The sequence below is a fragment of the Pseudonocardia sp. DxW genome (assembly GCF_058448985.1).
This window is the reverse complement of record NZ_JBZFLK010000005.1, coordinates 275,234-292,394: the sequence shown is the minus strand read 5'-3', so window position 1 is coordinate 292,394 and position 17,161 is coordinate 275,234. Positions and strand designations below refer to the sequence as shown.

Here is a 17,161-nt window from a genome sequence, read left to right as displayed (position 1 = left end):
CTCGCACCGCACCCACGCATCGATGCAAACCAAACGTCCGGATGGCGGGACGACGGCGGCATGATCGCCGTCGTGGTGCGTCCGGCCACCCGGATCGCGGCGCCGCGCACCGCCACGGCGATCACGCGGGCGGGCGCGGGCCGGTCTACGGTCTGCTTGTGCTCGACTGGACCTCGGTCGTCCTGCTGGTGTTCGCGGCGCTGCCGGCGGTCGGCGTCGCCCTGTTCCTGCGGTGAGCCTGCTGCTCGCGGTCGCGCTGTTGGTGGCGGTGCTCGCCGCCGCGACGCTGCGGCCGTTCGGGCTGCCCGAGGCGGCCGTCGCCGTGCCCGCCGCACTGCTCACCGTCGCCGCCGGGCTGGTCACCGTCGACGGCGCCCTGGCCGAGATCGGCGGGCTGGCGCCGACCGTCGGGTTCCTGGCCGCGATCCTGCTGCTCGGCCATCTCGCCGACGCCGAGGGCGTCTTCCGGTGGCTGGGGGCGCGCCTGGGCAGCGCGTCCGGCGGGCGGCCCGGGCGGCTGCTGGTGCTGGTGTTCGGCGCGGCCGCCGGAACGACCGCGGTGCTGAGCCTGGACGCGACGGTCGTGCTGCTGACGCCGGTGGTGCTGGCCACCGCGGCCCGGCTGCGGCTGCCGTCGCGGCCGCACTCCTACGCGTGCGCGCACCTGTCGAACTCGGGCTCCGGGCTGCTGCCGGTGTCGAACCTGACGAACCTGCTGGCGTTCCCGGCTACCGGACTGAGCTTCCTCGGGTTCGCCGGGCTGATGGTGGGGCCGTGGGTGGCGGTGCTCGCCGTGGAGTATCTGGTGCTGCGCCGGTACTTCGCCCGTGACCTGCAGGACGGGTCCGGCGGGTCCGACGGGTCCGGCGGGTCCGGCGGGGGCGACGGCGGGTCGGTCGGGCGGCGCGTCGGCACCGGGGATCCGGCGGCCGGGACGCCGGATGCCGACGCCGGGGGCACCGCGCGGCTGGGCACCGGTCCCGGGGAGCGGTTCGGCGGGGCGCCCCGACCGGAACCGGTGCCGGTGTTCGCGCTGTCCGTGCTCGCCGCGACGCTCGCCGGGTTCGCGCTGTCCTCGGCGCTCGGCGTCGGCCCGGGCGTGATCGCCGCCGCCGGTGCCGCGGTGCTCGCGGTCCGGGCGCTGCGGCGCGGGGAGACCGGGCCGGTGCGGCTGGTCGCGGCCGCCTCCCCCGGGTTCTGCCTGTTCGTGCTCGCGCTGGGCGTCGTCGTGGCCGGGGTGGCCGGGCAGGGGCTCGCCGCCGGGCTCGGCGCGCTGCTGCCCGACACCCCCGATCTCGCCGGGCTGCTGCTCACCGCGGTCGTCGCCGCCGTGCTGGCGAACCTGGTGAACAACCTGCCCGCGACCCTCGTCCTGCTCGCCGCGCTCGGCCCGTCGCCGCACGCCGGGCTGGTCCTCGCGATGCTGCTCGGGGTGAACATCGGGCCGAACCTGACCTACCCGGGATCGCTGGCGACGCTGCTGTGGCGGCGGATCGCGGCCGGGTACGGGGACCCGCCCCGGCTGGGGACGTTCGTCGGCCTGGGTGCCGTCACGGTGCCACCGGCACTGCTCGCGTCGACCCTCGCGCTGTGGGCGTCGCTGGCGCTGCTGACCTGAACGCCGCAGCGGCGGGGGCGGACGTGCGGCGGCCCCGCGCGGCGGGTGCCGGGCGGGGCCGTCGGTGGTGGGTCTGCGTTGGGTGGGTCCGCGGTCGGTGGGTCAGATCTCGTGGGCCATGTCGTGCCCGAGATCGGTGTCCGGGTCCAGCTCGCGGGCCGGCGCACCGATCGGCCGGGACGTGCCGCGCCGCTGCTGGGGCAGCCGCGCGATCGTGCTCATCTCGTGGGCCAGGTCGTATCCGTAGTCGTGCTCGTGGGACAGCGCTCCAGAAGACCGCACCGACATTTGTCTCTCCGTTCCCCGACACCGAGACAGCGTTCACGCTCCGTACGAGATCCACCCCGTACGGTGCTCGCAGATCATCGCCCGGGCGGGGTGGGGGGACAACGCTCCGGAGTCGACTCCGCCCGTTCGGGCCATGGTTGTATCGATCCAGCGGCGCGCCTGCGTGCGCGGCGCGCCGTTCCGCGGTATCGGCCGGGCCCGGCCGCCCGCCGATTCAGTCCAGGTAGGACGTGTCGTTCACCAGGCGGACGGAGGCCCCGCCGTCGGGGTAGAAGTCGGCGACGCTGGTGCACGCGAGATCGAGATGCATCCGGAACAGCACCTCGTCGCCGGCGCCGAGCGCGTCCCGGATCAGCATCTTGATCGGCGTCACGTGGCTGACCACGATCACCGTGGATCCCGGGAAGTCCTCGACGATCCGGCGGCGCTCCGCCTCGATCCGCTCCCCCACCGAGCGGAAGCTCTCCCCGCCGGGGGGTTCGACGTCGGCCGAGCCGAGCCACCGGCCGTGCAGCTCGGGATCCCGCTCCCGCGCCTCGGCGAACGAGAGGCCCTCCCAGCCGCCGAAGTCGGTCTCGATCAGCGCGTCCCGGACCAGCAGGTCGGCGCCGGTCGCCTCGGCGACCGCGGCGGCGGTCTGCCGGGCCCGGCGCAGCGGCGACGACAGCACCGCGGCCGGGGCGACGCCCTCCTTCGCCAGCCGGGCGGCGAGCGCGCGGGCCGCCGCGGCGGCCTGCTCCTGACCGACGCCGGTCAGCTCCGGGTCGCCGTGCCCGGAGTAGCGGCGCTCCACCGACAGCTCGGTCTGCCCGTGCCGCAGCAGGATCATCCGGACCGGGGTACCGACCTGCCCGGTCCAGGCCGCCGCCACCGCCGACGAGTCGGTCGCGCCGATCTCGGAGGACTCGGTCGCCGATCCGGGCTTGGGCTCCGGGCCGGCCGACGGCTCCGGCGTCGGGCTCGATCCGCCGTCCATCGCCCGGTTCGCGAGCGCGTCGGCGCGCGCGTTGTCGGCACGCGGGATCCAGCCGAACGTCACGGCGTCGAAGTGGCGGACCAGGTCCCGGGCCTCGTCGACGAGCTCCTGCAACGCCGGGTGCTTGACCTTCCAGCGACCGCTCATCTGCTCGACGACGAGCTTGGAGTCCAGCCGGGCCTCGACCTCGGTGGCGCCCAGCTCCCGGGCCGCGGCGAGACCGGCGATCAGCCCGCGGTACTCGGCGACGTTGTTCGTGGTGGTGCCCAGCCCGTCGTAGACCTCGGCGAGCACCTGCCGCCCGGTCGCGTCGAGCACGACCGCGCCGTATCCGGCGGGCCCGGGGTTGCCGCGCGACCCGCCGTCCGCCTCGACGACCAGCTTCACTTGCCACGCACCAGGATCGCGCCGCACTCCTCGCAGTGCACGATCTCGTCGGCCGGGGTACCCCGGACCTGCGCAATGAAGGTGCGGTCCAGCTCGAGCCGGCAGGCGCTGCACCGCGACTCGCGCAGCGCGCCGGCCGCGACCCCGCCCTTCGCCCGGATCCGCTCGTAGTCGGCGACCAGGTCGTCCGGCAGCGCGGCGACCAGCTCGGCCCGCGCGCGGTCCCGCCCGGCCCGGGACACGTCGATGTCGCCCTCGGCGGCGTCGCGGCGGACCCGGATCTCCGCGATGTGCTCCTCGGCGGCGGCCAGCTCGGCGCGGGCGTGCTCCAGCTCCGCCCCGACCGCCTCGCGCTCCTCCATGACGCCGAGCTGCTCGTCCTCCAGCACGCCCTGCCGGCGGGCCAGGGTGTCCAGCTCGTGCTGCAGCTCGGTGGCCTGCTTCGCCCCGATCCCGGCCCCGGCCAGCATCTTCTGGTCGCGCTCGGTGCGGGCCCGGACACCGTCGACGTCCCGCTCGATCCGCGCGATGTCCCGGTCCAGGTCACCGGCCCGGGTCTCGGCCCGGACGGCGGCGTCGCGCGCGTCCCGGAGCCGCTGCTCGGCGTCGTCGAACTGCTTGTGCTCGGTCAGCGTCCGGCGCTGGTGGGCGAGCCGGCCGATCTCGGCATCCACCTCGGCCAGCTGCAGCAGCTTCGCCTGGGCGGTGGGGTCGGCCTTCATGATCTCGCCTCCGTGTGATGGGGGGTCGGCTGGTGCGCAGCCGCTGAGGACACGGCCCCGGGAGCGGCGGTGGCCGCCGTGGTCCACGGATCGGTGCGCAGCCGGGAGACCGACACCGAGACGCTACCGCCGAGCGCCGCCCGGACGACGCCCGCCGCCTGCTCGCACCACGGCCACTCCGACGCCCAGTGCGCGACGTCGACCAGCGCGGGCACCGGGCCGCCCGGCCCGGTGCCGTCGAGCAGGTGCTCGGACGCCGGATGGTGCCGCAGGTCGGCGGTCACGTAGGCGTCGACCCCGGCCCGGGCGGCGGCGCCCAGCGCGGAGTCGCCGGAACCGCCGCTCACCGCGACCCGGTGGATCGGCCGGTCCGGGTCGCCCGCGCCGCGGACACCCCACGCGGTGGCCGGCAACGCCGCCGCCACCCGTTCGGTGAAGGCGGCGAACGGCTCCGGCTCCGGCAGCGAGCCGATCCGGCCCAACCCCCGCGACGACGGCAGCGGGGCCATCTCCAGCAGGTCGTAGGCGGGCTCCTCGTAGGGGTGCGCGGCGCGCAGCGCGGCGACGACCTGGTTCCGCCGGGACCGCGGCAGCACCATCTCCAGACGGGTCTCGGCGACCCGCTCCAGCCGGCCGACCTCGCCGATCGCGGGCACCGCCCCGTCCAGCGGGAGGAACTGGCCGGTGCCGGCGGTGGCGAACGAGCAGTGCGAGTAGTTGCCGAAGCGACCGGCGCCCGCGTCCGACAGCGCGGTGTGCACCTGCGCGATCGCCGGCCCGACCGGGACGAAGGTGACGATCTTGTCCAGCGGCTCGGCGGGTTCCGGTTGCAGCGGGCCCGCCACGGCGAGGCCCAGTGCCGCGGCCAGCGCGTCCGAGACGCCGGGATCGGCGATGTCGGCGTTGGTGTGCGCGGTGAACAGCCCGACGCCGGCCCGGATCAGCGTGTGCAGCAGCGCGCCCTTGGGGGTGTCGGCGCCGACGCCGTGCACCCCGCGCAGCAGCAGCGGATGGTGCGTGACGAGCAGCCCGGCGCCCGAGTCGATCGCCTCCCGGACGGTCTCCGGGGTCGGGTCGACGGCGAACAGCACCGAGCCGACGGGCTGCGCGGGATCGCCGCAGACCAGCCCGACCGCGTCCCACTCCATGGCCAGAGCCGGCGGGTAGGCCGCCTCCAGCGCGTCGGTCACGTCGCCCAGGGTGGCGCTCATGCCGGCACCACCAGCGTGCGCAGGGCCAGCTCCAGCTCCTCGACGAGCCGGCGGGCGAGCTCCGGCGGGCGCACCGCGACCCGGACGTGGTCCGGGCCCAGCCCGGGGAAGGTGTCGCCGCGCCGCACGCTGATCCCGGCCGCGCGCAGCAGCCGCCGGACGTCGTCCCCGGTGCCGTCCGGCAGGTGCAGCAGCAGGTACGGCGCCACACCGTGGGACACCGCTACGCCCTCGATCGCCTCCAGCGCGGTCGTCATCGAGACCCGGTGCGCGGCCAGCTCGCGGGCCCGCTGGTCGGCGGCCGACAGCGCGTCCGGCTCACAGCAGGCGAGGATCGCCTCCAGGGCGGGCGTCGATACCGGCCACGGCGGGCGCGGGCGGGCCAGCCGGGCCAGCAGCGCCGGCTCGGCGAGCGCGTAGCCGGCGCGCAGGCCGGCCAGCGCCCAGGTCTTGGTCAGCGAGCGGAGGACGAGCAGGCCGGGCACGTCGGCGGCGCCGGCGAGCGACTCCGGTTCCCCGGGGACGGCGTCGGCGAACGCCTCGTCGACCACGAGCACCCGCCCCGGCCGGGCCAGCGCGCGCACGGTGCCGGCGGGGTGCAGCACCCCGGTCGGGTTCGTCGGGTTCCCGACGACGACCAGATCGGCCCGGTCCGGGACCGCGGCCGGGTGCAGCGCGTGCCCGTCCGCGGCGTCGGTGTGCACCCGGACGACGTCCACCTCGGCGGTCCGCAGTGCGGCCTCCGGCTCGGTGAACCCCGGGTGGACGACGGCGGCCAGCCGCGGCCGCAGCGCCGGGAGCAGCGCGAACCCCTCCGCGCTCCCGGCCAGCGGGAGCACCTCGTCCGGGGTGCGGCCGTGCCGGGCGGCGGCGACCTCGCGGGCCCGGGCGTCGTGGCCGGCCCGCGGGTAGCGGCCGAGGCCGTCGAGCGTCGCGGCCAGGCGGTCGCGCAGCCAGGCGGGCGGCCCGTCCCCGACCACGTTGACGGCGAAGTCGAGCAGGCCGTCGGCCACCTCGGCGTCGCCGTGGTGGCGCAGGTCGTGGGCGCCCGGGTCACCGGGTCCGTGACCGGCCCGAGGGTGATCGAACGGCATCCGGACACCCTACGGCGGGCGCCCGCACGGACCGGCACGGCGGGGTGGGTGAGAATGGGCGGACCATGTCCGTCACGCCCACCCTGTTCCTGCTGTTCTCGCTGTCCGCCGTCAACGCCGACGTCCGAGCCCGTGCTCCCCGGGAGGGTTCACCGTGAACGTCGTCTTCGTCTGTACCGGCAACATCTGCCGCTCCCCGATCGCCGAGAAGATGCTGGCTGCCGAGGTCGAGGCCGTCGGCCTGGCCGACCGGGTGCGGGTGACCAGTGCCGGGACCGGTCACTGGCACATCGGCCAGCCGATGGACGAGCGTGCGGCCGATGTGCTGACCGAGCACGGTTTCGACGCCGCCCACCAGGCCCGCCAGGTCGACTCGGAGATCCTGTCCGCCGATCTGCTCGTCGCGCTCGACGCCGGGCACCTGCGGTCGCTGCAGCGCTCGGTGCCGGACCCGAAGCGGGTCCGGCTGCTGCGCGCGTTCGATCCGGACGCGGCCGAGGGCGCCGAGGTCCCGGACCCCTACTACGGCGGCCCGGACGGGTTCACCGAGGTCTACGAGATGATCGCGGCGGCGCTGCCGGGTCTGGTCGAGTACGTGAAGCGCCAGGCGTGAGCGCTCCCGTCCACCGGTTGACCGGGCGGACGGTGACCGCGGAGCTCGGCGGGCACCCGCCCCGGTTCCGGCTCGGCGAGGGGGCCGCGGCGGTCACCGTCGTCGTCAAGAACGGCGCCGCGGATCCCGGTTCGATCCCCGCCGAGGCCGCCGGGCTGCGCTGGCTCGCCGTTCCCGGCGGCCCGCCGCTGCCCGACGTCCTCGGCCACGACGACGAGTGGCTGGTCAGCAGCTGGGTCCCGGCCGGGCGGCCCACCGAGGACGCCGCCGGGGAGCTGGGCGGGCGGCTCGCCGTCCTGCACGCCGCCGGTGCCGACGCGTTCGGCGCGCCGCCGCCGGGCGGCCCGGCGCAGGCATGGATCGGGCACGCCCGGATGCGCAACGTCGGGCACGACGGGCCGTGGCACGAGTGGTTCGTGCAGGACCGGGTGCTCCCCTACCTGCGCGCCGCCCGCGACCGCGGCGATCTCGATCCGGCCGGTGCGGCCGCGATCGACCGGGTCTGTGCGCGGATCGACCGGCTCGCCGGACCGGAAGAGCCGCCCGCCCGGCTGCACGGCGATCTGTGGTCCGGCAACGTTCTGTGGTCCGCAGACACCGCCTGGCTGATCGATCCGGCCGCGCACGGCGGCCACCGCGAGTCCGACCTGGCGATGCTGGACCTGTTCGGGCTGCCCCGTCTCGACCGGGTGCTGGCCGGCTACGCCGGGGCGTCCGCCGACGCCGGGACGCCGCTCGCCGAGGGATGGCGCGACCGGATCCCGCTGCACCAGCTGTTCCCGCTGCTGGTGCACACCGTGCTGTTCGGGGGCGGGCACGCCGGCCGGGCCGTCGCCGCGGCCCGCCGGCTGGCCTGACGGTCGGGCGCCGCGGCCCGCCGGCCCGCCCGATCCACGCGATGCCGCACCCCTGGTCCGGCGCCGCACCGCCTGGAGCCGGTGCGAGACCACGCCGGGGGTGCGACACGGAAGCCGGGCCCCGCGCGGAGCGCCCGGTAGCCCCGCGCGCCGGGAGCCCCGCGCCCCGGGGGCCTCCGGAGCCCAGGCCAGCTCAGTACGCCCCGTGCTCCCCGCGCAGCGGGAACCCGGCGGTGCCGTCGGCGTGCAGCTTCACCCCCAGCACCTGGTGCAGCTGGATGTTGTTCAGCTCGAACCCGAGGCGGCAGGCGGCCATGTACAGCCGCCACACCCTGGCCCGCCCGATACCGACCTCGGCGACCGCGTCGGTCCAGTTCCGCTCCAGGTTCGCGCCCCAGTCGCGCAGCGTCAGCGCGTAGTGCTCGCGCAGGTTCTCGGCGTGCCGGATCTCGAAGCCGGCCTCGTTCATCGCGGTGACGAGGGTGCCGACCGGTTCGAGCTCGCCGTCCGGGAACACGTAGCGGTGGATGAACGGGTCGGTGTTGCGGTGGTCGGGCTTGTGCGGCTGGGTGATGCAGTGGTTGAGCATCCGGCCGCCGGGCCGCAGCTTGGCCTGCATCGCCCGGAAGTAGGCGTCGATGTTCGCCTTGCCGATGTGCTCGGTCAGCCCGATGGAGGACACCGCGTCGAACGCGCCGTCCGGCAGGTCGCGGTAGTCGAGGTGCCGGACCTCGGCCAGCCCCCCGAGCCCCTGGCGCTCGATCTCGGCCTGCGCCCACGCCGCCTGCTCCCGGGACAGCGTCACGCCGAGCGCCTTCACCCCGTGCTCGGCGGCGGCGTGCCGGACCATGCCGCCCCAGCCGCAGCCGACGTCGAGCAACCGCATCCCCGGCTCGAGATCGAGCTTGGCCGCGACCAGGGCGTACTTGTTCGCCTGGGCCTCCTCCAGGGTGGCGTCGGCGTGCGGGTACGCGGCGCAGGTGTAGGTCATCGACTCGCCGAGCACGAACTCGTAGAACCGGTTCGAGACGTCGTAGTGGTGCGAGATGGCCTGCGAGTCACGCCGCTTGGAGTGCAGCAGCCCGCGCGGCCGGGCCTCCAGGTCGGGCGGCGGCATCCGGTGCTCCCGCCAGTAGGGCAGCAGCCGCCGGGCGAGCCAGAGCTGGTCCCGGCGCGGGATCGAGTGCAGCGTCACCTCGGCCATCGCGCGCAGCGCGGTGTAGAGATCACCCCGGACGTCGATCTCCTCGGTCACGTAGGCCCTGGCCAGCCCCAGCGACCCGGGGGCGCTCACCAGCCGGGCCAGCGCCCGAGGCGAGCAGACCTGCAGCGTCACCGGCGCGTCGTCGGGGCCGCTGCGGGACCCGTCGAACGCCTCGATGCGCAGTTCCGGCGCCCTGCCGATCACCCGGGACAGGATCCCGGCGACCGGTTCGGTCGTCGTGTCTCGTCGCTCCAGAACTCCCGTCATCGCCGATCCACCTTCCAGCTCCGCCGACCGCGGCATCCCCTCAGCGGCCGGTCACCTTGCGGTACAGGTCGGGCGCCTGCCCGGCCGGGTCGTACCGCTGCTTCACCGCCCGGTACGCCTCGCCGTTGTAGTGCGCCCAGAACTCGTCCTCGCCGTAGTGCACGGTCGAGTACAGGGACTTGTGCCCGCCCAGCCGCGCGACGCACTCCTCGACGAGCCGGTTGTGCGCCCACGGGTCACCGGGGCGTTCCGGCACCGACGACCAGAAGCCGACGTTGACGTAGAGCCGGCCCCGCTCCATCGGGTAGAGCGGCCAGGACCGCTCGCCGCGCAGCCGCAGCGGGCACAGCCACACCGGGGCGATCCCCACCTCGGCGTGGAAGAACGCGAGGAACTCGGCGAGCCGCTCGACCGGGATCTCGACGTCCTGCACGACCATTTCCTCGGTCGGGACGCCGATCGCGCTACGGACCCGGTTCGACGCGCCGTAGCGCTGGTCGAGCGCGACCAGCCTGCGGTAGACGTCGGACCGGCGGTATCGGCGCGGCCAGAACCGGCGCACCAGCGGGTGCTGCACGCCGAACGCGCGCGAGCACCAGAACCAGTCCGGGTCCCAGCGCCAGAGGTAGTCGTGCGCGGTCAGGTGATCGACCGGGCGGCGCTGCAGCGACCGGTAGAAGACCTCCTGGCCGGTGTAGTCGGAGATCCGGGCGCCGGGCATCGGGGCGTCGACGAACTCGCCGACGCTCAGGTAGTGCTCGCCGGGGCCGAAGACCACGCCGTCGAGGAAGTCCGCCCCGGAGCCCGCCAGCTCCTCGATCCCGGCCGCGACGGCGTCCGCCGTCGGGTACCGGTGATGGGTGAGCTTCACGAACGGGCGCACCGGCGCCAGCTCGACGACCAGCCGCAGCGCGTAGCCGAGCGTGCCGTAGGAGTTCGGGAAGGCCGCGAACAGGTCGGCGTGCTCGCCGTCCGGGGTGACGTGCAGCAGCTCCCCGGCCGGGGTGAGCACGTCCATCTCCAGCACCGACTCGTGCGGCAGCCCGTTGCGGAACGACGTCGACTCCACGCCGAGCCCGGTCACCGCGCCGCCGAGCGTGATCGTCTTCAGCTGCGGGACGACCAGCGGCATCAGTCCGTGCGCGAGCGTGGCGTCCACGATGGTCTCGTAGGTGGCCATGCCCTGGACCTCGGCGGTCCGCGCGACCGGGTCGACGGCGAGCACGCCGTCCAGCGCGGAGGTGTCCAGCCGGGTGGCGCCGCGGCCGGTGTCCCGGTCGCCGAACCGGAACAGGTTCGACGACGGCTTGCCCAGCTGCACCCGCCCGGCGCCGGACCGCCGCCGGCGCAGCTCCGCCACTGCCGTGTCGTGCGCCGCACGGGATACGGAGGGGACGAGCGTCACCATGACGACGACGATAGACCTCTCCCGTTTGTTACGCGCACGGTTTTCACCGGTCTACGTCACACCGTCATGCGACCGAACGATCCCCTTCCGCTGCTGGTCAGGTCGCGGGCGAGGGCGGGCAGCGCGCGCGGCCCGAGGGTCCGCCGCACGGCCGCGGCCGCCGCGGTGAGGCCGTCGTGCTCGTCGGCGGTGAGGGTGATCGCGGCGGCCGCCACGTTGGACTCCAGCTGCGCCAGGCTCGACGCACCCGGGATCGCGATCGTGTTCGGGTGGTGCACCACCCAGGCCAGCGCGACCTGCGCCGGCGTCGCGTCGTGCCCGGCCGCCACGTCGCGCAGCGCGTCGTGCAGCGGGCGCAGCGCCCGCAGGTTCTCCGGGAGCCAGGCGGTGTTGCGCCGCACCGCGTTCGACGGCCGGTTCGTCTCGTCGTAGCGGGCGGTCAGCAGGCCCTGGGCGAGCGGGCTGTAGGCGATCACGACCCGGCGCTGCGCGACCGCGAACGGCACCAGCTCGGCGGCCGGCTCGCGGCGCAGCAGGCTGAACTCCACCTGGTTCGCGTGCACCGGGGCGCCGAGCGCGGCGTCGGCGGTGCGCCAGCGGGCCATCGGGTAGGCCGAGACGCCGGCCGCGCCGACCAGCCCGATCCGCTGCAGCGCGGCCATCCCGCGCATCGCGGAGCTGTCGCCGAGCAGCGGATGCGGCTTGTGGATCTGGTAGAGGTCGATCGAGGACACGCCGAGCCGGGCGGCCGAGGCGACCGCGCGCTGTTCGAGGACCGGCCCCAGCGGCAGCAGCGGGAGGAACTTGGTGGCGAGCACGACGTCGTCGGTGCCGCCGCAGGCGCGCAGCGCCTCGCCGAGGATCCGCTCGCTGCGCCCGAGACCGTAGACCTCCGCGGTGTCGAACACGGTGACGCCGAGCTCCCGGGCGCGGGCGACGATCCGCGCCGCCTCGCCGTCGAACCCGGCGCCGTAGCCCCATTCGGTGGAGCCGAACTGCCAGGTGCCCAGGCCGATCACCGACCACGGCGTACGGGTGGGCCCGGGGACGTCGAGATACCGCATGGTCGCGATTGTTCCCCGACGTCCCCGGGCGCACATCCGCGCGGTGACCCCTCAGCACCGCGCGGGGGGCCTCAGCGCAGGCGGTGCCTGCTGAAGAAGTCCCAGATCAGGTCGGTGGCCCGCACCGTGTAGGTGGTGCTGCCGCCGCCGCTGTAGAGCGTCGCGCCCGGCCAGGTGTGCCCGGCGTCGTCGATCGCGACGTGCTCGACGCGCGCCCGGTCGTCGCAGCCGGACCAGGTCGAGACGGTGACGTCCGGCTCGATCCGGCGGGTCGCCGGCTGCGGCGCGCAGGAGTTCCGGTCCGACCAGCCGGCCACCCAGTCCGGGATCGCGGGGAGCCCGCGGGCGGCGTCGCCGGCGTAGGGGATCGTGACGTCGCCGGTGCCGTGGAACGACAGCACCGGCACCGCCCGGCCGGGCTCGCAGGGCGGCTCCCCCGCCCGGTAGTACGCGCCGGCGACCGGGGCGAACGCGGCGATCCGGTCGGCGAGCCGGCAGGCCAGGATCTCGGTGAACCCGCCGCCGTTGGACTTCCCGGTCGCGTAGACCCGCTTCGTGTCGACGCACAGCGTGGACTCGAGCTCGTCGAGCAGGTCGCCGGTGAAGGCGACGTCGTCCACCCCCGGCGCCGAGTACGGGGCGCCCTGCCAGGCCCGGCGGTCCTCGCCGCCGGGCACGCCGTCCGGGTAGGCGAGGATCGCGGGCAGCGCGGACAGCTCGCTGAACTCCTCGGTGGTCGGACCGCTGTTGCCGCGGCCGTGGAAGACCAGCACCACCGGCCACGCGCGGTCCGCGGTGTAGCCCGGCGGCAGGTGCAGCCGGACGGCGCGGTCCAGCCCGCCGGAGCGGACGGTCCGGTCCACACTGGTACCGGGCTGCTGCGGCGCGGGTGTGCCGCAGCCGGGGGCGCGGGGCGGCGGACGCTCCCCCGCGGACGCCGTCGCGGCGGTGCCGATCACCCCCGCCACCGCGACGGACAGGCAGGCGGCGAGCGCGAGCAACCGTGCTCTCCTCGTTCCGGGCATACCGGCTCCCTTCGGACGGCGTCGTCGACGCCCGGTTCGGCCGGCCCGGGTGGTCCGGGCAGGGCGGGGGGCGGCGGCACCGGTCGGCGCCGTCGCTGGTGCGGGACGGGGTGCGGGTGCTCCGGCCGTCGGCCGGTGCGGCTCAGCCGCCGACCGCCGAGCGGATCGCGGCCAGGTGCTCGGCGGTCAGCGACGCGGCCAGCTCCGGATCGCCGTCGCGGACGGCGTCGAGCAGCCGGACGTGTTCGGCGTGGTCGCGCTCGCGGTCGTCGTAGCGGTGCCGGATCTCGATCTGGTCCCGGGCGCGGACGTCGAGCAGCGCCTGCACGGTCTCCCGCAGCACGGCGTTGCCGCTGGTGGCGGCGAGCGCGACGTGGAAGTGCACGGCGGGGCGGAGATCGCCCTGCGGCGGGTGCAGCGCGTTGGTGACGCTGAGCTCCATCAGGCGCAGCCCCTCGGTGTCCCGGGTGCGGGCGGCCGCGGCGGCGATCGGTGGTTCGAGGACCAGCCGGGCCTCGACGAGCTCCAGCACGCTCTCCCGGGTGGCGGCGGGACCGTGCGGGTTGGCCAGCAGGCGCCGGTCGGCGCCGGGGCCGACGTAGGTGCCCGAGCCGTGCCGGAACTCGACGGCACCGGTGGCCTCCAGCCGGCGCAGCGCCTCGCGCACGGTCGGGGTGGTGACCTCGAACCGGCGGGCGAGATCGCGGGAGGACGCCAGCTGGTCGCCGGGGCCGAGGCCCTCGACCCGGACGATCCGCATGATGTCGTCGGCGAGCCGCTCCGACAGCGACAGCCGCCCCGCCATCTGCGAACTCATAAAGTGACTAAATCACTTCGCTCCGACGTGGTCAAGGCCGGGCCGGGCGGGAAGGGTCAGCCGCCGACGACCGCGTCGCCGGAGCCGGTACTGCTGCCGGTCGCGTCGTCGTCCCAGTCGGCGAGCGCCCGGTCCAGCTCCGGCCAGGTGCTGGTCCGGGCCCGCCGCCCGGTCAGCACGCCGAGGTGCCCGCCCGGTGCGGTCGTGAACCGCACCTCCGGGCTGCCGGAGAGCAGCGGCACCGCGCTGCGGACCGCCTTCAACGGGGCGATGACGTCGTCCCGGCCGGCGACGACCAGCACCGGCACGTCCACGTCGGACAGCTCGACGTCGCGCCCGGCCAGCCGCAGCCCGCCGGAGGCCAGGTCGTTGTTGCGCAGCAGCAGGTGGAAGATCTGGCCGAACACCCGGCCCGGGTAGCCGTGCATGTTGGCCATCAGGTGGTCGACGGCCTCGATCTGGGCGAGGCAGTCCCGGTCGTCGATCCGGGACAGCACCGCGAGCGGACGGGTGACCAGCCGGTCCACCGCCGTCAGGTGGAAGGCCCAGCTCACCACCGGCGCCGGGAAGCTGCCGATGCCGCGATAGATCGAGGAGACCATCCGGCCGCCCGCGACCTCGGCGAGCGGGCGCAGCGGCGCCACCAGCGGGACCCGCGAGATGTCGACCGGGGTGCCGATCCCGGCCACGCTGCGCACCGGCAGCGGCGCCCGGGACTGCACGGCGGCGGCGACCGTGAGCAGCGCGAAGATCCCGCCCAGCGACCAGGCGACCAGGTGCACGTCGGAGCCCTCGGCGTCGGCGACCTCGCGGACCGCGGACGGCAGCAGGTCGTCCACCCAGTGCTCGATGCCCAGGCTCCGGTCGGAGAACGACTTCGGGCCGTAGTCGATCAGGTAGACGGTGCGCCCCTGCTGTAGCAGGTGCTCCACCAGCGAGCAGCCGCGCCGCAGGTCGTAGGCGAAGTCCGGGGCGCCCAGCGGGGGCACGAGCAGCACCGGTGCGCCGTCGTGGGCGTCCACCCCGGACAGCGGCCGGTAGCGGTACAGGATGCCCGCCGGGGAGCCGACGACGGCCTCGCGCGGCATCCGTTCGAGATCGGCGAGATGCCCGACGACGGTCCGGTCCCAGACGTTGGCGACAGCGTCGACGAGGTGCACGCGCGCACCCTACGGCACTCGGGGGTCACCGACGGCCCGTGGAGACTCCCGTTGTTACCGACGGGTATGTGACACTCACCGCCATGCAGCGCGAGATCTTCGACGACGAACACGACGCGTTCCGCGACCTGTGTCGCACCTTCATCGCGAAGGAGATCACCCCGCACCACGAGCGGTGGGAGGACGAGGGTCAGGTCGACCGGTCGATCTGGACCGCGGCCGGTGCCGCCGGGCTGCTCGGTATGGCCGTCCCGGAGGAGTACGGCGGCGGCGGGGTCGACGACTTCCGCTACAACGCCGTGCTGGACGAGGAGATCGTCGCCGCCGGCACCAGCGGGGTCGGCTACCCGCTGCACAACGACGTCGTCGCGCCCTACCTGCTGCGGCTGTGCACCGACGAGCAGAAGCAGCGCTGGCTGCCCGGGTTCTGCTCCGGCGAGCTGATCACCGCGATCGCGATGACCGAGCCGGGTACCGGCTCCGACCTGCAGGGCATCGCCACCTCCGCGAAGCAGGACGCCGACGGGGACTGGATCCTCAACGGCTCCAAGACCTTCATCACCAACGGCATCCTCGCCGACCTGGTGATCGTCGTCGCGAAGACCGACCCGGACGCGAAGCACCTGGGCTTCACGCTGTTCGTCGTGGAGCGCGGGATGCCCGGCTTCGAGCGCGGACGGCGGCTCAAGAAGGTCGGCATGAAGGCCCAGGACACCGCGGAGCTGAGCTTCACCGACGTCCGGGTGCCGGACGCGAACCGGCTCGGCGAGGCCGGCCAGGGCTTCGTGTACCTGATGCAGAACCTCGCCCAGGAACGACTGTCGATCGCCGTCGCCTCGGTGGCCGGCGCCGAGGCCGCGCTGCGGCTCACGCTGGAGTACACCAAGGAGCGCAAGGCGTTCGGGCGTCCGGTGGCGAACTTCCAGAACACCCGCTTCGAGCTGGCGGAGATGGACACCGAGGTGTCGATCGCGCGGGTGTTCGTGGACCGCTGCCTGCGCGAGCACGTCACCTCCGAGCTGTCCGTGCCGGACGCGGCGAAGGCCAAGTGGTGGTGCTCGGACCTGCAGAACCGGGTGGTCGACCGCTGCGTGCAGCTGCACGGCGGCTACGGCTACATGCTCGAGTACCCGATCGCCCGCGCGTTCGTCGACTCCCGGGTGCAGGCGATCTACGGCGGCACGAACGAGATCATGAAGGAGATCGTGGGCCGGTCGCTCATCGGCTGAGCGCGGCCAGCGCCTGGTCCAGGTCGGCGACCAGGTCGCGCGGGTCCTCCAGGCCGACCGAGAAGCGCAGGTGGCCGTAGCGGCGGAACTCGGGCGGGAAGTGCGCGGCGCGGCCCTCGGACCCGGCGCCGACGTGCACGATCAGCGACTCGTCGTGGCCGAGCGACACCGCGGAGGTGATGATCCGCAGGTTCGCGACGAACCGGTTCTGCAGCTCCGGCGGCCCGTCCAGGGCGAAGGCGAGCATCCCGCCGAAGCCGCCGTCCAGGGTGCGGGCGGCGAGTTCGTGCTGCGGGTGCGACGACAGCCCGGGATAGGCCACCCAGGCGATCTCCGGGCGGCCGTCGAGGAACCGGGCGACCTGCAGCGCGGCGTCGCAGTGCGCGCGCATCCGCATCGGTAGCGTCACCGAGCCGCGCATGATCAGCCAGGCGTTGAACGGGCTGATCACCCCGCCGGCGTCGACCATCGCGTCGGCCCGGATCCGGTCGACCAGCTCGCGCCGGCCGAGCACCGCCCCGCCCATCGCGTCGCCGTGGCCGTTGACGTACTTGGTGAGCGAGTGCACGACGAGATCGGCGCCGCGTTCCAGCGGCCGCTGCAGCACCGGGGTGGCGAACGTGGCGTCCACGGCGAGCAGCGCGCCGTGCTCGTGCGCGACGGTGGCGACCGCGTCGACGTCGGTGATCCGGGTCGTCGGGTTGGCCGGGGTCTCGACGTGCACCAGCCGGGTCTCCGGCCGGATCGCTGCCCGCACCGCCTCCGGGTCCGACGAGTCGACCAGCGTGGCGGTGATGCCGTAGCGGTCCGGCAGCAGCTCGGTGAGCAGCCGGTGGGTGGCGACATAGGTGACGTCGGAGCTCACCACGTGGTCGCCGGTGCGCAGGAAGGTGAACAGCACCGCGTGCAGCGCCGCCACGCCGGAGGCAAGCGCGACCGCCGCGCAGCCGCCCGGCGACACCCCGGACGGGTCCTCCAGGGCGGCCAGCTTGTCCTCCAGCCACGCCTGGTTCGCCCCGCCGTTGCGGGTGTAGAGCCGGGTGCCGGTGCCCGACCAGTCCAGCTCGGACGGGTCGTCGGGCAGCGCGTAGGAGTTGGCCGCGACGATCGGCCGGCGGATCGCACCGGTGCCGGGATCGACGTCGTTCCCGGCGTGCACGGCGCGGGTCGCAAGGTACGGCGGACGGTCGGCAGGACGGTCGGCAGGGTCGTGCGGGTTCA

At 74.9% G+C, this 17,161-nt stretch carries 17 protein-coding genes; 5 read left to right on the top strand and 12 right to left on the bottom strand.

The window, feature by feature from the left end:
* The first annotated feature begins 41 nt into the window (after positions 1-41).
* Positions 42-236, top strand: a complete 195-nt coding sequence (locus ACVJO7_RS10315) for a hypothetical protein (RefSeq protein ID WP_491672661.1) — start codon at positions 42-44, stop codon at positions 234-236.
* Complete coding sequence (locus tag ACVJO7_RS10310) at positions 233-1,618, top strand: SLC13 family permease (RefSeq protein ID WP_491672660.1); 1,386 nt, start codon at positions 233-235, stop codon at positions 1,616-1,618. Before ACVJO7_RS10315 ends, ACVJO7_RS10310 begins: the two co-directional genes overlap by 4 nt.
* A gap of 102 nt (positions 1,619-1,720) precedes the next feature.
* Here ACVJO7_RS10310 and ACVJO7_RS10305 read toward each other — a convergent pair whose 3' ends face one another.
* From ACVJO7_RS10305 to cobC, 5 genes are all read right to left on the bottom strand, one after another.
* Entirely contained in the window at positions 1,721-1,906 is a 186-nt protein-coding gene (locus tag ACVJO7_RS10305; RefSeq protein ID WP_344019145.1) for a hypothetical protein, read from the bottom strand.
* A gap of 214 nt (positions 1,907-2,120) precedes the next feature.
* On the bottom strand, positions 2,121-3,263 hold the full coding sequence (locus ACVJO7_RS10300; RefSeq protein WP_344019359.1) for a bifunctional RNase H/acid phosphatase: 1,143 nt from the start codon (positions 3,261-3,263) through the stop codon (positions 2,121-2,123).
* A gap of 2 nt (positions 3,264-3,265) precedes the next feature.
* A complete protein-coding gene (locus tag ACVJO7_RS10295) occupies positions 3,266-3,991 on the bottom strand; it encodes a zinc ribbon domain-containing protein (RefSeq protein ID WP_358481696.1) in 726 nt (241 codons plus the stop codon).
* Entirely contained in the window at positions 3,988-5,139 is a 1,152-nt protein-coding gene (locus ACVJO7_RS10290; RefSeq protein WP_491672710.1) for a Nif3-like dinuclear metal center hexameric protein, read from the bottom strand. The genes ACVJO7_RS10295 and ACVJO7_RS10290 overlap by 4 nt, the downstream gene beginning before the upstream one ends.
* A 59-nt stretch (positions 5,140-5,198) precedes the next feature.
* On the bottom strand, positions 5,199-6,296 hold the full coding sequence (gene cobC / locus ACVJO7_RS10285; RefSeq protein ID WP_491672659.1) for an Rv2231c family histidinol phosphate aminotransferase CobC: 1,098 nt from the start codon (positions 6,294-6,296) through the stop codon (positions 5,199-5,201).
* A gap of 154 nt (positions 6,297-6,450) precedes the next feature.
* Here cobC and ACVJO7_RS10280 point away from each other — a divergent pair, with 154 nt between their 5' ends.
* Both ACVJO7_RS10280 and ACVJO7_RS10275 read left to right on the top strand, forming a co-directional pair.
* A complete protein-coding gene (locus ACVJO7_RS10280) occupies positions 6,451-6,909 on the top strand; it encodes a low molecular weight protein-tyrosine-phosphatase (protein WP_491672658.1) in 459 nt (152 codons plus the stop codon).
* Positions 6,906-7,766, top strand: a complete 861-nt coding sequence (locus tag ACVJO7_RS10275) for a fructosamine kinase family protein (RefSeq protein ID WP_491672657.1) — start codon at positions 6,906-6,908, stop codon at positions 7,764-7,766. Before ACVJO7_RS10280 ends, ACVJO7_RS10275 begins: the two co-directional genes overlap by 4 nt.
* 193 nt (positions 7,767-7,959) lie before the next feature.
* Here ACVJO7_RS10275 and ACVJO7_RS10270 read toward each other — a convergent pair whose 3' ends face one another.
* The 6 genes from ACVJO7_RS10270 to ACVJO7_RS10245 all read right to left on the bottom strand — a co-directional run bounded on the left by ACVJO7_RS10270 (position 7,960) and on the right by ACVJO7_RS10245 (position 14,711).
* Positions 7,960-9,237, bottom strand: a complete 1,278-nt coding sequence (locus tag ACVJO7_RS10270; RefSeq protein WP_491672656.1) for a class I SAM-dependent methyltransferase — start codon at positions 9,235-9,237, stop codon at positions 7,960-7,962.
* 40 nt (positions 9,238-9,277) lie between these two features.
* Complete coding sequence (locus ACVJO7_RS10265; protein WP_491672655.1) at positions 9,278-10,645, bottom strand: FAD-binding oxidoreductase; 1,368 nt, start codon at positions 10,643-10,645, stop codon at positions 9,278-9,280.
* Between the two features lie 56 nt (positions 10,646-10,701).
* Entirely contained in the window at positions 10,702-11,709 is a 1,008-nt protein-coding gene (locus ACVJO7_RS10260) for an aldo/keto reductase (RefSeq protein ID WP_491672654.1), read from the bottom strand.
* A 71-nt stretch (positions 11,710-11,780) separates the two neighbouring features.
* Positions 11,781-12,734 (bottom strand): CE1 family esterase, encoded by a 954-nt coding sequence (locus ACVJO7_RS10255; RefSeq protein WP_491672653.1) that lies wholly within the window; start codon positions 12,732-12,734, stop codon positions 11,781-11,783.
* Positions 12,735-12,876: 142 nt separating this feature from the next.
* On the bottom strand, positions 12,877-13,551 hold the full coding sequence (locus tag ACVJO7_RS10250; RefSeq protein ID WP_491672652.1) for a FadR/GntR family transcriptional regulator: 675 nt from the start codon (positions 13,549-13,551) through the stop codon (positions 12,877-12,879).
* A gap of 56 nt (positions 13,552-13,607) precedes the next feature.
* Positions 13,608-14,711 carry an alpha/beta hydrolase gene (locus tag ACVJO7_RS10245; RefSeq protein ID WP_491672651.1) on the bottom strand — a complete coding sequence of 368 codons (1,104 nt, stop codon included), beginning with the start codon at positions 14,709-14,711 and terminating at the stop codon, positions 13,608-13,610.
* Between the two features lie 83 nt (positions 14,712-14,794).
* Here ACVJO7_RS10245 and ACVJO7_RS10240 point away from each other — a divergent pair, with 83 nt between their 5' ends.
* On the top strand, positions 14,795-15,940 hold the full coding sequence (locus ACVJO7_RS10240) for an acyl-CoA dehydrogenase family protein (RefSeq protein WP_491672709.1): 1,146 nt from the start codon (positions 14,795-14,797) through the stop codon (positions 15,938-15,940).
* Here the strand turns inward: ACVJO7_RS10240 and ACVJO7_RS10235 are convergent.
* On the bottom strand, positions 15,930-17,099 hold the full coding sequence (locus tag ACVJO7_RS10235; RefSeq protein WP_491672650.1) for a trans-sulfuration enzyme family protein: 1,170 nt from the start codon (positions 17,097-17,099) through the stop codon (positions 15,930-15,932). The genes ACVJO7_RS10240 and ACVJO7_RS10235 overlap by 11 nt on opposite strands.
* Between the last annotated feature and the right edge of the window lie 62 nt (positions 17,100-17,161).

Coding starts and splice junctions, on each gene's coding strand:
- ACVJO7_RS10315 (WP_491672661.1), top strand. CDS start 42: ATGGCGGGACGACGGCGGCATGATCGCCGTCGTGGTGCGTCCGGCCAC.
- ACVJO7_RS10305 (WP_344019145.1), bottom strand. CDS start 1,906: ATGTCGGTGCGGTCTTCTGGAGCGCTGTCCCACGAGCACGACTACGGA.
- ACVJO7_RS10295 (WP_358481696.1), bottom strand. CDS start 3,991: ATGAAGGCCGACCCCACCGCCCAGGCGAAGCTGCTGCAGCTGGCCGAG.
- ACVJO7_RS10290 (WP_491672710.1), bottom strand. CDS start 5,139: ATGGAGTGGGACGCGGTCGGGCTGGTCTGCGGCGATCCCGCGCAGCCC.
- cobC (WP_491672659.1), bottom strand. CDS start 6,296: ATGCCGTTCGATCACCCTCGGGCCGGTCACGGACCCGGTGACCCGGGC.
- ACVJO7_RS10270 (WP_491672656.1), bottom strand. CDS start 9,237: ATGACGGGAGTTCTGGAGCGACGAGACACGACGACCGAACCGGTCGCC.
- ACVJO7_RS10265 (WP_491672655.1), bottom strand. CDS start 10,645: ATGGTGACGCTCGTCCCCTCCGTATCCCGTGCGGCGCACGACACGGCA.
- ACVJO7_RS10260 (WP_491672654.1), bottom strand. CDS start 11,709: ATGCGGTATCTCGACGTCCCCGGGCCCACCCGTACGCCGTGGTCGGTG.
- ACVJO7_RS10255 (WP_491672653.1), bottom strand. CDS start 12,734: ATGCCCGGAACGAGGAGAGCACGGTTGCTCGCGCTCGCCGCCTGCCTG.
- ACVJO7_RS10250 (WP_491672652.1), bottom strand. CDS start 13,551: ATGAGTTCGCAGATGGCGGGGCGGCTGTCGCTGTCGGAGCGGCTCGCC.
- ACVJO7_RS10240 (WP_491672709.1), top strand. CDS start 14,795: ATGCAGCGCGAGATCTTCGACGACGAACACGACGCGTTCCGCGACCTG.